Below are 14,840 nucleotides of genomic sequence, written 5' to 3'. Positions count from 1 at the left end.
AACTTTTTGTCGTCAGTTCAGATTCCTAGTGTATGCATGTACTTTAAAAAACGGTCCTCGTCGGGAGGTTGAGGACCTGTTTTGATCATTTTATGTCGAAAATCTTCGGCTCAGTCTTCAAAAAGTATATATAAATCAAAATAGTCAGGCTTAAAGCTTCCTACTTCTGCAACAATTTCTTTTGTGTCCTTGCGATCAGCCTCTTTTATATTTTTATCCAATGTTGCGTCTGCAGTTAATAAGAGGGATGCCCACATTTCGTTAATTTTCTTGTCGTTATGTGGCCACTTTTGCGATACCGTCATAATCATAGAGCCAAAAAGGCCGCCGCTTACGGGGTTCGCTCCTTTCTTAATAAGCTTTGCACCTATTAATGGGCAGTTTCGGAGATATGCAGCGTATAACCCGTTCCAACGAGCTCCGCGGAAGTAATCTCCAGCACTTGGGTTTTCATAGTCAATAGTTGCGTCTAGCTGCGAACACGTATTGCATGATTTAACGTCGGTTATAGAGCAAGCTGCTGCACTGAATGGGCTTGCGATGGCGATTGATAGAAATAATGCCGCTTTGCTTATCGCTTTCACGTCGTGTCCTTTCTGCTCGTTACTTATTTGTGTGCCGCTGACTTCCAGTCAATAACCACTGCACTTGCTACTTCATCATACAACGGTTCGGCGCGTATTATTTTATTTATATCAGTAAGGTGAGTCTAAAGAAAGCTGATGGCGTACAGTTATTGACAGAACTCCAAGGGAGGGGCGTTCGCCCCTCCTATTGCTCTCGCTTCCGCTCCGCAACTTTCGAATTCAGCAACCAGTCGAACTGTCCACTCGTGAAAACGCGTGATAACCCTGGATTTCGCTTGGAACAGAAGGCCGATCAATTTTTGAGCTTCTTGGCCGTATTTATTCAGGCTTTTTTTGACGACGTGTAGCGCCCGCAACGGCAGGCTGGCTCGTTCTGGAGTAGGCCCGCCGGACAGCTCGGTAAAGGTTTCCCAGTCTCCTTTGTCCGCAGCCTCGATAAGCCCTTCCAATAACTCGCTATCTATTGAGTCCAAAGCGGCTTCTGCATGCTCACTATGGGCAAGCCTACGGGACTCCCGCCACGCGGTAACGCTGGGGCCGCCGATCTGCTGGAATTGGCGGATCTTCCAGGTAGACGCCCAGGCACGAATGCGCACCGCACTCTCGATCGCATCATGTCCATAGAGATCCGCGCCGACGTTCTCACCGTCTATGTTCTTGGCTATGTACTTCGCGATGTAACCCGCGGCTGTTCCTTTATTGGAATCTATGTGTTTGACGGTAAAGCGGCGTTTCTGAGCACCAGGCTCATTGCCGTCAACCTCCAGGGCATAGTGGCGAAAGATACTGAGGGTATCTTTCACTTGCTCTGGGGGTAGAAAGAGCAGCATGTGCCAGTGGGGGCAACCGTCATGATGAGGCTCGACCACGCGGAACCCATACGGTTTGACCCCGATTCGGTTGAGCTTGGCCCTGATCTTAGCCCACTGGCGGTTAAGGTAGGCTTGAGTGTCGGCCGGGGTTGACCCTGTATAGGCAGGGTTTGGCTGACCATCGTTAGTCCTGTGGCTATGGTACTTGGAGGGTGCTGTCAGGGTTAAGAAGACCCCTGTGTGACCCTGCTTCTTGGATATCGCTTCAAAGCCCGCCATACGGGTCATTAGCTCATTGCGGCGATTGACCAGGTTGGCGACGCTTCGCTTGGCCACGTCTAGGAGATTGAACACTTCACCTAGTTCGTTCTCCGCTTCAAGGGCGGCTAGTACCGCTTCATTGCGCTTCCACTGGGCTAGCTTTCGGTTGACTCCGTGATTGCTCGCATAGATACCCGCACGCTTGTGCACCATGCCTATCTGGATATGTACCGCTTCGAGATAGGTGTCCTGAAGTGTGCGGATACCACGCCGCCACCAGTCCGGACAGAATACCCGTGCAAGTGCAGGCATGATCTCTTCATGGCTTGCCTGGAGGGGGTCGGGATGGGGGAAGGTCAGCTGACAATTCTCGACCGCTTTAATGGTCTTCTTCAAGCCGTTGCGATACCGACCAGCTTTGTTCTCAAGGAAGAAGGCTGCTTTCAGTATTTTTGCCTTGTGCTCAGCAAACCGGCGGACGTCTTCGTCCGGGGAGGTCATGAGCAGTCCCTCGAAAGACTTCCCGAGCTTTAGAGTCTCGTGGATCTTCCTGAGAGACTCGTTGGCTTTTACATGTCCATCGGTCAGGGTGATGCGCCTGTAGTGCTGCGCCAGGGCAAGGCAGATGAATTCGTGAGACCTGAAGATATGGGCCCGGAAGGTGCAGCACTCATGCGTGCCGAAACCGTCGGTAATACGTAGGGCCTGGTCCACGGCAAAGACCGTCATGGCGGATACCTACGCTTGTCCCAGGTGCTCAAGCTTTGAAAAGCTGTTCAGCCAGGTATCCAGATCTTCCCGGAGATAACGAACGGATCTGCCGATCTTGATGAAGGGTGGGGCTGGGGTACGGTTATCCCGTCGGCCATCCATTCGGGCCTGGGCGAGATAAGAGCGGCTCATGCCAATATATTTTGCCGCCTCGATCTCGGACAGCGCTCGTGAGTTTTTAAGTGCTTCGCGGGACATTGGTATCCACCTGTGTTTTCAGCGATGGATGAACCGTAAAAGGCAGTTGGGTTAACTGTGAATAGGGCGGAGGGTTAAAACAGGGTCACAGGGTTACAAAAAATATTTGGTCATAAAACACCCAAATGATCGAAATCCGTCGATTTCGGTCCAGAAAGAGGGTTCAACTTCGTCGATTAGCCCCAAGCTTTGCTCAGAAAAAATAGCGGTGAAAATGAGCAGATTTCTGTATTTCAGAGCACTTGATTTGGTTGATATTTGCACAGCTTTCCGTTCGATCCGAGATAGGCAGTCTAAAAAGGCCCAATTGAGCGAAGGAGGGAGGGGGGATCAATACTCGACTTCTTTATCTGGGAGGCAGTCGCGATACGTTTTATAGAGTCGAGTGGTGAATCCTGCAAAAGATCGATCGGAACTTATATTGGTCAACGAGTTGGCGACAAGGCAGGAAACCGCGTTGGAAAGTTTGACGATATCTTTCAACAGATCCGGAGGGAAATCCGCAGCGTGAGTCTGTAATGCCATGACGCCACCGTGAACCATGGAGCAGAGCGGTTTCCATGAGGTCTCCTTGAATTCCATCAGCCTGTCCATGACGTCGCCAGGAAGGTGATTCTTGAGTTCCTTGAGCATCGCATCAACAGAAAGCTGTTTATTGTTTAGTCGGCTGAAGTTTGATTCATTAATGAGCTCACAAAGAGCCGCAACTTGTGTATCAGAAGCGGCGTGAGCTACCCATATTGATCTGACGAGAGCTTCATACTGCAGCCTGAAAAGGCTGATGGCTGAGGTTTTGTGACCATTACCAATTAGAATTTTTGCTGATGCGGCATGCTCCAAGGCTATGCTGCACATCACTTTCGAAGCCCAAGTCCGATGAGAGAGCTCGGCCTGGGGGAGGTCGAATAATCGTGCTATCTCCGTTTCGAGCTGAAAGGAGCGGCTTAGTAGTGCTTCCATTGTACTGGGGCCGGGGGAGATCTTTCGCTCCAGCTGAGTGCTAGCATGTGGAATAATCTCGTATCGGCTCTTACGATCGAGCTAGTAGCTAGGGGTCCGAGAAAGTCAGTGGCGCAGTCTAGTCGAAAGCTGCTTTGGGCTGTGCTGATAGCTCGATGGTCACAGTTACTAAAGTACCGGTCGTCGATTGAAGATGGATCTCAATGATTCTATGAGGAGGAGGTGTTATGTGGTTAATCTTTACCAGTATCTGGCACAACTAGTCGGCCAGCGGTTTCGGCAATTCTTATAGTGGCGGTGGTGCCAGAATTGAAGGTAATGTAGTCCTCTTCTATTCCGTCGGAAAATATGACGCCATTCTCGGGCATATGGGATTCCAGTGTGAGGCAGGTTCTAGTAGTAATTTCTCCGAACACCAACTGGACGCCGGTCAGCTGGCTGGGGAAGGGTTCACGGACGGAAAACTGTAGGCGATGCTCGTCCCAGGCGAAACCTCCCTGCAGCGGATGCGCCTTCTGTGCTGACACTGCCATGGCGCCGGCGAGGATCGACTGAAACCAGCCAGTTGAGCCCATCCCGGTGGACACGATGATTCCCGATGAGGACTGCTCCTCACTGACGCCACGCCAGTTGAGCCGGTATCTGGCCGAGGTATGAGTTTTGGGGCCGATGAACAGGTCGTTGACCGCAATCAGGCGCTGCCGGTTGTTAGTGATTGCCTCGGCAAAGGTAACCGACTTGTAACCGACACAAGCGCTCAGGGTTTGCTCCATGGTCTGCTGCAGGTCCTCTATGTTAAACGGCAACAGTTTACCGTCCCAACGCGCTGGATCGGGATTGACGGCTATGACAGGTTGGCCGTGCAGATATTTCAGGGTATTGGCCACCAGTCCATCCTGGCCGAGCACCACGACGATATCGCGCTCACTGAACTGGTAACTGGCCAGAAGACTGCGCTCCAGCAGCTGAAAGCGGCCGATCGGTTTCAGGATCTGCTCCGCCTGCTGCAAGCGCTGCTGGTATACGTCGTGCTCATTCAAGTAATCCTGCACATCGACATGGTTGTGCTCCAAGTAGAACCTGGCTTGAGCCCAGGTGTTGAAGCGTTCGATCAATTCCTGCAGACGGGTCTTCCGGGTGATCAGTACTACCCGCAGATGATTCCTGTCGCTCATGATCGCTGTACTTTTCTCACCAGCTGGCCGAAGAGCTCGGGCGTAAAGTTCAGTTCGCCGATCTTTTCCGCGTTTTCGGCCAATGTGTCGAGAGACATGGCCACCAGTTGCTCGGGAGCCATCTTCGTCAGCGCCATGGCCTTCCAGTAGTCAGCCGGCAGTTCCTTGCAAGCCTTCGTCCGTGCGGTGATGGCATAGGCGTCTGCATCAGCCTCTAAACGGCGGTTCTCGACGCTGAGTCTCACCAATTCATGGCGGTGACTCTCGGCCTCGATCTGTGTGTCGAGCCGCTCTTGCTCTGTTTCCGCCTGTTTGCGCAGGATTGTCCGTTCGTTGTCGATGCGGGATTCCTCTATTTCCTGTTCCTTTTGCTGGACGAACAGCTCGGTCTGGAGTTCGGCTTCTCTGATGGTACGTTCCTGTTCGACCGCGGACTTGCGCCGGTCATAAATGGCATCGTCCGCCTGTTTCAGAATTTCTTCCCGGGTTTGTGCCTCCAGGGCCCTGGCCGTTTCAGGAGTAGGGGCGATGGCAGTAATTGTTGCATCCAATACGGTGATGCCCAGGCGCTCCAGTGCGGGCTCCAGAGACCATTGGTTTTTTATCAGGGTCACGAGCGACTGACTTAAACCCAGGGCTTCGCGTAATCCATTGGCCTGAATGGTGCTCTGGACAAGTGCCTGAACGGTGCGAACAACCCTGTCGTTTAGTTTGAGCGGGTCTTCTGAAACATACGCACTGCCATCCGGGCGCAAGTTGAAATTGAGCATTTCGGCAGTCCTTTGTGCGTCGGATACCTGGAAGGTCACCTCACCCTGTACCGTGACGTTTTGAAAGTCCGCTGTTTGCAGATTTAAGATGAAAGGTGCCTCTTGGACATTGATGGGGATCGCGGCAATGGAGGTCGTTGCCGTGTTGTAGAAAAAGCTCAGCCCTTTGCCTTTACGCCGTACCCTGCCGTTGACGCTCATCACTACGTAGGTAGACGAGTCCGCCTTGTAATATCGGATGCTGAGCATGGTGCCCTCCCATATAGTGTCGATTGGTCACTTATAGTCATAATGGTGGCCTAAAGACACTATCCGGTCAAGAGAAAGTGACGAAATGTCACTGAAAGTTGCACCGCGGCAGGGCCGGCACTACTATAAGTGGCCAATTGACACTAATCGGGGCGGTGAATGAACGAGCGGGAATATTTAGCGAATTACGATAAGCACGCTTTCGACGCACCGTTGCTGACCGTCGATGCGGTCCTGTTTACCTATCACGAGGGCATACTGAAAGTATTGCTTGTAGAGCGCTCCAATCACCCTGAGAAGGGAAAATGGGCGTTGCCGGGTGGTTTTGTCTCGGAGTCCGAAGACAAGACATTGGAAGATACCGTGGTACGGAAGCTCAAAGAAAAGACCGGAGTCATTCCCCCATATATTGAGCAGCTCTATACGTTTGGTGGCGCAGGCAGAGATAAGCGTGGCTGGTCAGTGACTATCTGCTATACCGCGCTCATCGCCCACCAGGCTTGTGAAAGCCATATCGAAACCGTATCGGATGTTGCCTGGGTGCCAATTGGCAAGGCCGAGAAGATGGCGCTCGCCTTTGATCACAAGGAGATTCTGCGCCGCGCCCATGGGCGGTTGGTTCAGAAGGCGCTCTACAGCATCGTCCCGGCGTATGCCTTGCCAGAAACGTTTACTTTGCCTGAACTGCAACAGGTCCATGAAGTAATCATTGGCAAGCCGTTGCAGAAGAAGTCGTTCCGCAGGCGAATAGAGCAGGCGGACCTTCTTATTGATACCGGTGAAAAGCGCTCGGAAGGAGGGCGTCCGGCAAGCTTGTACAAGATGCGGGCAAAATCGGGCAGTTTCACTTTTGTGCGCAACCTGGAACTTTAGTATTTACGTACTAAGCGTGGAGGTTCAATGGTTTGGCAGAACAAGCTAATCGTCTATGTCGATATGGACCATACGCTGTGTGATTACGACAGCGCTTACTCAGAATACCAGAGGGAGTACCCTGAGGTCCGATTTCCGCAAAGTATCCCCGGATTCTATTCCGGCATGGCCCCACTGCCTGGTGCCATAGAGGTTTATCGCTGGCTGCAGGAGCAGGATCGACTGGCGGCGTTTGTTTTGACCGCACCGTCTCTTAAGAACCCGCACAGCTACATGGAAAAGCGGTTATGGGTCGAGGAGTACTTGGGGTATGACGTGGTCAACCGCCTGATCATCAGCCCGCACAAGGATCTAAGCCGGGGGCATTACTTGATCGACAACCTAACGGAGGGGAAAGGTCAGGAGCGCTTTGAAGGAACGCTGATCCAATATGGCGGCGCGGAATTCCCGAACTGGGCCGCGGTTAAGCAGCACTTCGAGCGGCTGCTGTCATGATAGGTTGCTCGGTTCAAATCTACTCGTAACGGGTGGCGAGCTCTCGGTCTAGCTCAATCAGATATTGGCGACCGTAGGTACCGTTTTCGAGCCCGTCGATGAGTTGCCTGGGAATATCGTTGGTGTATTCACTGGATAGAGAGGCTATGCCACATGCAATGGCGGCAACACTATCGGTATCGCCACCAAAACTGACGCAATCGATCAGCAGCGTCGACAGCTGGCGATTCCGCTGTAATGCCGTATTGACGGCGTGGACTGTTTGTATCGCGTCGCATTCGACCTCACCACACCAGTCTCCTGAGATCGGTAGACCAAGTTCCTGCTCCACGAGGATAGGGAGCTCGGCAATAGCTGCGCGCTGATAAAAGAGTAGATGCGCCATCAAGGCTACGGCCTGCGAAGAGCGGATTCCTGCCTCGGTGTTATGGGTGACTGCTGCCTGGGTTTCCGCTATCGACATCAATTCCTTTCTGTCGGGGATCAGTCCCAGCGGAACGGAGCGCATGGCGGCGCCGTTCCGCCGACTATTTGGGCGGATGCGATCTAGCAGGTCTTTACCCGTATGGCACTGCTCCAGCAGCGTATGAAAGCCAGTCGCATAGCCGGCTCGGGGATCGCGTCTATAGGCGCGGACAAAGCCCTCTGCAAAATCATGTGCCGAAGGGGCCTCCATGTTGAGGATAACTTCGGCTACGGCCAGGCTCATTTGCGTATCGTCGGTGTAGCGTCCGGCTGGTATTCCCAAAGGGTGCCCGATGTATTGGTCCAAATTATTGTGCCGGACTATTTTCTCGCGATCACAGAATTCGAAGCCGGCCCCGTAGGCATCGCCAATAGCAATTTCGATGAGCATATCCAGCAGACCTCTTGACGACTTACTGACAGTTCAGGGTTTTATTTCAGGTAATGGGAAGGCCGGCAATGCCGGCTTTCCTCCCAGATAGTGCCGCATAATTATCCCGCAGCAGTCAATAGTGTCTCAGTGGCCGGTACCGCCGCCAGAGTGCGGATCTCGTCAAGATCCTGTTCTGCCAGCACTTTGCCATTGCGGAATATCGGGCGCATAAGGTTCGTCCGATTACCGAGTTCTTGCTCTCTGATGGTATGGATAGTGCCGTTGCCACGGTGAACCAGTGCGAGGCGACCTTTCTTAGAGCGCTTACCGGTGTCTGTAATCGGATCCTTGTATACATCCCGCCAGAGACCGTTAACACGGACTGCACTGGCTTTCATCGCAAACTTCATGGTATCGCGATTCACCTTTTGCAGTAACTCGGCGCCCATCCCGAACGCAATATTGTCGGCGCTCTGTTTGCGCGCCTTCATCGCGGCAAGTATCCCCTCTATCGTATGGAGAGAGACACCATCCCCCTGAATCACTCGCACGAAATCCGGCAGTACGCGGTAACCTTTGTCATTGATCCGCGCTCCGAAGATGCGCATTAACCGCTCGATGGTTTGTGTCACCACATCGACGGGGTCGCCGCTGTCCGGACGTATCACCAGGGTGCCGCCGTTGTTCTCCACCCGCTCTTTCAGTTCGCCACCCCATATGTTCTCGATAGCGTTCCACAGGTCGTAGCTGTCGCTGACCACGGCCACCAGGCGTCCGTCGCCGCTGAATTGAGTCAGCATGTTGGCATAGGCCTCGGTTTCGTGCTCTCGACCCCAGCTGGTCATGGTGCTGTGTTCTGCGGCGGGGATAGAAAAACCGGCCATTGGTGCGTTGTAGTAACGTCTTCCGGCTAGCAGGGCCGCAATGGTGTCCGTTCCCTGGAAATTCACCAGATGCGCTAGACCACCAATAGCCGCGGTTTCCTCGCTGCTTGCTCCGCGGGCGCCGAAGTCATGGAGCTTGAAGGGAAGGCCATCGAGGTTGTCGGCAGTTTCTTCAAGGTAACGTTGGATGATCTTCTTGGCTTCACGGCTTTGGGTGGCCACGGTAGTGGGGTACCAAACCGCGCGCAACAGGGCAGTCTCCACATAGCTGGTTAGCCAGTAGCAGGCGGGATCAGTGTTGATGACCTGGGCCAGAACATTCTGTACCGGGACTATGGTGCCTTCTGGCACGGCCTGGATTTCTATCGGGAGAAACCCCTTGTGTTGGGTCAAGATATGCTCCCAACCTTCGCGATTGAATGGCACGCCATGTGCCAGGCAGAGCTCCTCGGCCTCATCAATGTCAACAGCAGAAATCGGGGTAGTGAGGTACTGCTTGATGAAGGCTTGCAGCCCAAAGAAGACCGCCTCCTTGTACTGCCCACCGCGGCTTTCGATATAGCTGCTGACGTACTGAGTCCCCTCTGGGTACTGGAGGTAGTGGCTGGTTTTGTAGCTGTCGACGTTCAAGATCGGGTTGTAGTTTTGCATCGCGGAAATCCTCCGTGAGTGATATTTAGCGCCGGTCTATCCAGCGCGCTTGGCCTGTTGTTATTCAGTTAGAGTCTTTACGACACCAATGAGGCAATAGTGGCTAAAAGTCACTAAAAGGTCAAGTGGAACTGCGAGCTTTTTAAGGATTTTTTTGGGGTGCTGACTTTCTGGTTAAAAAACGACCAGGGAAGAGGGGTACAAGGTTAGAATTGGCGACCCTAGGCGGAGCTTAAAGTGTTCGGGTGGCCGTTGCGCCGGGAAATGGGGGCTCGAACTTGGAAGTCCAGTAGATGGGCGTATGGGCGTACAAAGCGGATGATGTTGGATCGATACTGCTGAATGCGCACTGGAGGCAACCTTCTACGGCTGCCTCCAGCTTGGGGTGGCATCAGGCGCCTCCAATTAGCGACTGAATGATGTAGTAGTGATCTTCGAACATCTTCTGGGGATCTAGGCTGGCCAGGGGGACCCACCGTGCGTGCCTCGCGTCATCACCCCCCTTTACTTTTGGGAGCTGCTTGCTCGGCTCCAGTTCCAGGTAATAAGCGTGGGTGATGGTTCTTCCGCGTGCAGAGCGGTGGGGCTCATCAAAAACATCCCGTCGCTTTATAGAGCCCCTGAGCACTGGCGTCGGTACCTTAAGGCGAGTTTCCTCGCGCAATTCACGCAAACAGGCGTCTACTAACTTTTCATTTGGATCCACGAAGCCGCCGGGTAGGGCCCACAGGCCTCGCCCCGGAAATGCCCGACGCTCAACCAGCAGAATGTGCCCGGACTGAACCACAACCGCGTCTACTGTTACATGGGTCGGTGAGTATGGCGCAGCCGCCCATGACGCCTTGTAGCGGTTAATAAAGGCCATTTCCTCACGCATAGCGTCATATGCTGAATCTGAGGCGACGAATTTTGCCAGTTGTTCCGCCACGGCTGGAGGCAGGAACCTGTTTTCAGTGGCTACGTGCAAAAATGCCTCAGCATCGTCAGTAAACAGGCCCTCCCGAATGGGAGTCGCGCTGAGTTCTTGATGATTGTCTACCGCGATGGAGTCCCACTGTGGGAAGAGGTTCAGATAGAAGCCTGTTTGGTCTTTATGATGCCCAATTAGCGCGACCTTCGGGGGCCGGTGAGGCACTGTGTGATGGGCAGTAACTATGCCTGAGACCGAGTTCTGGACATTGCGGACCCACAACTCGTCGTTATAGGGCACGTCCATAAGTGGTAGGCACGTGAGCCGATTATTCTCGTCATCAGCAAGGCACGCTCTGATATGTGATTCCCGTTCCAGGTGAGTCCAAGGATTGCGTGGGTTGCGTGGCTGGTAGGCCGAGCCAATAAGAATGACGAGGCGGTCCGCGCGGGCAAGCCCCTCCTCAACAACCTTTAAATGTCCAGAGTGGAACGGCTGAAAACGGCCAATAAACACTGCGAAGTCGTAATCTCGAGTCATGGCAGCAAGCTCCTTGCTGTAGAGAAGGCCTCGGTCTTTCCGAGGCTTTTAGGGTGATCTCGCAAGCATTATGTGTCCATAAGACACTAAATGCAAGCCGGCTCCTTAAGAGAAGGTCAATTCCCCCGATTCCTTTAAATAACTTCTGAATCCGGCTATAAATCACGCCTTTGAACTTACGTGAACTACGAGTTATGAACTGGCTGGAATTGGTTGCAGTAATTGCCGGACTTTTTTGTGTTTATTTGATTATTATCCGATCAATCTGGTGTTGGCCAGTAGGGCTTATTCAAGTTTCAGTTTATGTTTGGATCTTCTACCACGCCAAACTCTATTCGGACGTGGGCCTGCATATCATCTATATCGGGTTGCAGTTATATGGTTGGTGGCACTGGCTGTACGGTGGGCCAGGGAAGAATCAGCTACCGGTCAAAAAGTTATCGACGAGAGGCCTAATCGCATGTGTGGCGATAAGCCTGGTGGGTAGCACCTCACTGGGAATCATTATGACACGCTATACTGACGCATCTCTTCCATTCGCTGATGCATTTACTACTGTCGCCAGCCTTACAGCACAGTGGCTGCTCACTCGAAAATATCTGCAAAATTGGTATTTTTGGATTGCCGTAGACGTGGTTGCAATTTTCGTTTATGCCTCCAAAGCGCTCTACATGACTAGCGCTCTCTACGGGCTATTTCTTTGTATGGCAATCGCGGGACTCGTTGCCTGGCGAAATGAGCGCGCTGTAACGCGGGAAATGCAGGTCGCATGAATACTGGCCTGGTCTTGGGAAAATTTGCACCCCTACATAAAGGGCACCAGTATCTGATAGAGACTTCGCTGTCAGAAAATGAGAAAACTATCGTCCTTATTTACGATAGCCCAGAGGTAATTGCAGTCCCTTTGAGAACCAGAACGGCTTGGATCGAGCGGCTATATCCAAAGGTCGAGGTCATTGAAGTAGTCGGAGCGCCCAGTGAGGTCGGATCAAGTCCGGAGCTTACTCGCAAGCACGAAGATGTGGTCTTTCGAGCGTTGAAGGGGCAAAAGGTCAATGCTTTCTATTCGAGTGAATTCTATGGCGAGCATATGAGTCGCGCTCTTGGAGCGGTCGATCGCCGCATCGACTCATGCAGACGAAAGTTTCCAATATCGGCCACGAAAATTCGACAGAATTTACTCTCGAACAAGGAGTACGTTCATCCATTGGTATACCGTGATTTGGTTGCCAATATCTGTCTTTTGGGAGCGCCATCTACCGGGAAATCTACGCTGACAAAGGCTTTGGGGGATAAATATCATACAGCCATAATGCATGAGCATGGCAGAGACTATTGGGAGAAGAACCAGGTAAACAGGAGGCTGTCGAAAGAGCAGCTGCTGGAACTAGCACAGCAACACTTGATTCTAGAGGAGCAAGCGTTACTTCGCGCCAACCGCTACCTATTCACAGATACCTGCGCTATTACTACGTTGCTTTTTTCCGAGTATTACCATGGCGATGCTGATGAAGGACTAAAAGTACTTGCTCACCAAGCAGTAAAACGCTATAGCCTATTTGTGCTTTGCGCAGACGATATCCCATATGACAATACATGGGATAGATCCGGTGAAGCCAACAGAGCCGAGTTTCAATCAGCTCAAGTAGCTTGGTTGGAGGAGTTTCGAGTTCCCTTTCTTATCGCGCGAGGCGATATCCAACAAAGAGTGGCCAAAGTTAGCGATGCTCTGCGGTCAGTTGACCTGCTCAGACCAGCCCTTCAAATACTTGGGTAAGCCGCTAGATCTGCTTTTAGATCAATCCATCTTTGATTGAGCAGGCAAACCTACTAGTGAACGAGCTGCGTCTCTAGATAACGTAAATATGAGTTTACGCTACCTAGAAGAACCTCTTGCTACGCCTACTTTTTAATCATTTATAATGGGTTATCTAATTTTTGTGCGTAGGCCGGACTGATAGAGATTTTCGCACGTGAAAACGTCTAAATAGTGGTCTACTTTTTACAAGTGAGACTGTATTTGGCGAGCTTGCCAGCAACAGTCTCGGTATATGTGGCGGTATCTCACGATGTCGACTTCTCTGAAGAGAGTACTATCAATGGTTTTATTGCACAGGCTTCACGTGGCCACTCCGACCATTATTTACGTTGCCTAGCCAACGACTTAAAAGCCCGCCTCTGAGTGGGCTTTTTTGCATCTGGAATTTAAGTCCATATGAAGAGTTAGGCTCCGCGGTTAGCGGGAAAAGCTTTCGCTCGTAAAGGAAGGGGGGCTGACGTGCCGGTACCATCTGGTGCCAGTAAGGGGAACTTTCGGACTTTATCAGGCTAAAGCGCAACGGCATTGTGCAGATCTAAAGTTGCAGGAGCTGAAGAACGTAAGATTTTTTGGGCAGTCAGGTTACTGACTAGACAGTAAAGTCTTAATTGCTCAGTATTGAAAGCCGGGTTAAGCAGCACGCGCTTACTAACGCCAAGGTCAAGCGTCCGTTTCATCGCCTGGTAAGGCGTCATCTACGTTCTCTGATGTATGCTTCCGGCCAAAATCGGAAGGCCACTACCATGGCAGCGTGACTCGGAAAGGCTGCACCTCTTGAAGCAGCCCTCCGCACCCTTCACTTTGTCTTCGCGCCTGTGTCGTCTAGCTGGTGCATGTCGGGCACATTGATGGAAAACTCACCGAGCCACTTAGTGATGGACACCGGCTTGAATCGGCCATTTTCTTCGACCGGGAAGCGAATGGGTTGACCTGGCCGAACCGGCAGGACATTGCCTTTGTTAACGACGATGGTGCCGTGGACAATCACGTACGGAATGCCTTTAGGCGGCAACCCGTTTTCGCCCGCCTTGTAGGTCGCGTTTGCTTTGACCGTCTTGGGATCGAACAGTGTCAGATCCGCGATCTTGCCCACCTGCACACGCCCCCGTTCTTTCATCGCTTCCAGCCCTGTGTCGCCCAGGTGCTTCGCGTTCCAGTAGCTTAGCTGTGCCAGCGTGAACATCAGTGGCACGTCATTCTCTCGACCGAGTTGCAGCGTCGTCGAGTAGGATGACGCCGTGCGCGGGTGGCCTGCGTAGCGGTTGACGTTCGCATCCCAGGGCAGGAGCTTTCCGTCCTTGTCCACACCCTGCATCGCGTCCGATGCCACGACCATTTCCGGGACAGTCAGCCAGTACTTCATCCACTTCTTACGCGGTGGAAGGTGCACGACAACGAAGTAGCCGGGCCGCTCCTCTACGGCTTTCAGGTACTCGTCCTTGGTCATGAACTTGTCCGCACCCGGGTCATAAATTGTTTCCTCGTACTTGTAGCCGTTTACCTCCTCCCAAATATCGGGTCGCAGGAAGTCGGCGCTGACGATGGTCGAGCCTGCGGCGAAGGGATAGTACTCGGCCCAGACGTTATAGCCCTGGGCGCGCGCGAGTTTAAGTTTCTCCTCGTTCTCCCACCAGCCGTAGTCGTTGTCGTGCGCCAGAAGGAGGGGCGCACGTAGCACCATGGCGTTTGCCAAGACCTCATCTAGCGCGATTGGCGCCTCGGTAGGTGTCTGGGTGTTGAGGTGATAGCGCGTGTGGACGGACGTCAGGCGCCCGTATCGTGCAGCGGTACGCTGCGCCTCGAACAGCTCGTAGCTGGTCACCCCACGGGCAGAATAGGCCGGCGCGGCGCCGAGCCCCAAAGCCCCCTGGCGCAGGTCTTCATCGAGCAATCGCATGATCTGGTTCATCTGCTCGATGCTGCTGCGGGTAACGGACCAACCGGGCACGCCGTTCTTGGCAGCCTTGTCGATATAGCCTCCGGCGTTCGTCGCGTCGATCGGTTCATCCACCCTCACCTCGGGATCGTGCACAAGTAGCCGGGTCTG

General features: G+C 52.8%; 14 protein-coding genes. 4 read left to right on the top strand and 10 right to left on the bottom strand.

Annotated features, from left to right (window positions below):
* Nucleotides 1-110: 110 nt before the first annotated feature.
* The 6 genes from HUW35_RS17330 to HUW35_RS17305 all read right to left on the bottom strand — a co-directional run bounded on the left by HUW35_RS17330 (nucleotide 111) and on the right by HUW35_RS17305 (nucleotide 5,783).
* Nucleotides 111-584, bottom strand: a complete 474-nt coding sequence (locus HUW35_RS17330) for a hypothetical protein (RefSeq protein WP_181253473.1) — start codon at nucleotides 582-584, stop codon at nucleotides 111-113.
* Between the two features lie 149 nt (nucleotides 585-733).
* Nucleotides 734-2,389 (bottom strand): replication endonuclease, encoded by a 1,656-nt coding sequence (locus HUW35_RS17325; RefSeq protein WP_181253472.1) that lies wholly within the window; start codon nucleotides 2,387-2,389, stop codon nucleotides 734-736.
* A gap of 9 nt (nucleotides 2,390-2,398) precedes the next feature.
* Entirely contained in the window at nucleotides 2,399-2,629 is a 231-nt protein-coding gene (locus HUW35_RS17320) for an AlpA family transcriptional regulator (RefSeq protein WP_181253471.1), read from the bottom strand.
* A 330-nt stretch (nucleotides 2,630-2,959) separates the two neighbouring features.
* Entirely contained in the window at nucleotides 2,960-3,589 is a 630-nt protein-coding gene (locus tag HUW35_RS17315; RefSeq protein WP_181253470.1) for a hypothetical protein, read from the bottom strand.
* Between the two features lie 233 nt (nucleotides 3,590-3,822).
* Nucleotides 3,823-4,764 carry a sugar kinase gene (locus HUW35_RS17310; RefSeq protein WP_181253469.1) on the bottom strand — a complete coding sequence of 314 codons (942 nt, stop codon included), beginning with the start codon at nucleotides 4,762-4,764 and terminating at the stop codon, nucleotides 3,823-3,825.
* Nucleotides 4,761-5,783 carry an SPFH domain-containing protein gene (locus HUW35_RS17305; protein WP_181253468.1) on the bottom strand — a complete coding sequence of 341 codons (1,023 nt, stop codon included), beginning with the start codon at nucleotides 5,781-5,783 and terminating at the stop codon, nucleotides 4,761-4,763. The genes HUW35_RS17310 and HUW35_RS17305 overlap by 4 nt, the downstream gene beginning before the upstream one ends.
* A gap of 159 nt (nucleotides 5,784-5,942) precedes the next feature.
* On the opposite strand from HUW35_RS17305, the gene HUW35_RS17300 reads away from it, so the two are divergent.
* Together HUW35_RS17300 and HUW35_RS17295 are read left to right on the top strand one after the other, a co-directional pair.
* Complete coding sequence (locus HUW35_RS17300; protein WP_181253467.1) at nucleotides 5,943-6,656, top strand: NUDIX domain-containing protein; 714 nt, start codon at nucleotides 5,943-5,945, stop codon at nucleotides 6,654-6,656.
* Between the two features lie 27 nt (nucleotides 6,657-6,683).
* Nucleotides 6,684-7,151, top strand: a complete 468-nt coding sequence (locus tag HUW35_RS17295) for a hypothetical protein (RefSeq protein ID WP_181253466.1) — start codon at nucleotides 6,684-6,686, stop codon at nucleotides 7,149-7,151.
* 19 nt (nucleotides 7,152-7,170) lie between these two features.
* On the opposite strand, the gene HUW35_RS17290 is transcribed toward HUW35_RS17295, so the two are convergent.
* The 3 genes from HUW35_RS17290 to HUW35_RS17280 all read right to left on the bottom strand — a co-directional run bounded on the left by HUW35_RS17290 (nucleotide 7,171) and on the right by HUW35_RS17280 (nucleotide 10,974).
* Nucleotides 7,171-8,007, bottom strand: coding sequence for an ADP-ribosylglycohydrolase family protein (locus tag HUW35_RS17290; RefSeq protein ID WP_181253465.1), 837 nt, complete (start codon nucleotides 8,005-8,007; stop codon nucleotides 7,171-7,173).
* A 101-nt stretch (nucleotides 8,008-8,108) separates the two neighbouring features.
* Entirely contained in the window at nucleotides 8,109-9,524 is a 1,416-nt protein-coding gene (locus tag HUW35_RS17285) for a nicotinate phosphoribosyltransferase (RefSeq protein ID WP_181253464.1), read from the bottom strand.
* 391 nt (nucleotides 9,525-9,915) lie between these two features.
* Entirely contained in the window at nucleotides 9,916-10,974 is a 1,059-nt protein-coding gene (locus tag HUW35_RS17280; protein ID WP_181253463.1) for a bifunctional nicotinamide-nucleotide adenylyltransferase/Nudix hydroxylase, read from the bottom strand.
* Nucleotides 10,975-11,168: 194 nt separating this feature from the next.
* On the opposite strand from HUW35_RS17280, the gene pnuC reads away from it, so the two are divergent.
* The gene (gene pnuC / locus HUW35_RS17275; RefSeq protein WP_181253462.1) at nucleotides 11,169-11,747 is read left to right on the top strand and encodes a nicotinamide riboside transporter PnuC; all 579 of its coding nucleotides are present in this window, start codon (nucleotides 11,169-11,171) and stop codon (nucleotides 11,745-11,747) included.
* Nucleotides 11,744-12,751, top strand: coding sequence for an AAA family ATPase (locus HUW35_RS17270; protein WP_181253461.1), 1,008 nt, complete (start codon nucleotides 11,744-11,746; stop codon nucleotides 12,749-12,751). The genes pnuC and HUW35_RS17270 overlap by 4 nt, the downstream gene beginning before the upstream one ends.
* 838 nt (nucleotides 12,752-13,589) lie before the next feature.
* Here the strand turns inward: HUW35_RS17270 and HUW35_RS17265 are convergent.
* Nucleotides 13,590-14,804 carry a hypothetical protein gene (locus HUW35_RS17265; protein ID WP_219932618.1) on the bottom strand — a complete coding sequence of 405 codons (1,215 nt, stop codon included), beginning with the start codon at nucleotides 14,802-14,804 and terminating at the stop codon, nucleotides 13,590-13,592.
* Nucleotides 14,805-14,840 lie beyond the last annotated feature (36 nt).

The sequence above is a fragment of the Microbulbifer sp. YPW1 genome (genome assembly GCF_013367775.1).
GTDB lineage: Bacteria > Pseudomonadota > Gammaproteobacteria > Pseudomonadales > Cellvibrionaceae > Microbulbifer.
The sequence above is the reverse complement of the archived record's forward strand: the minus strand, read 5'-3'. Positions and strand labels throughout refer to the sequence as shown.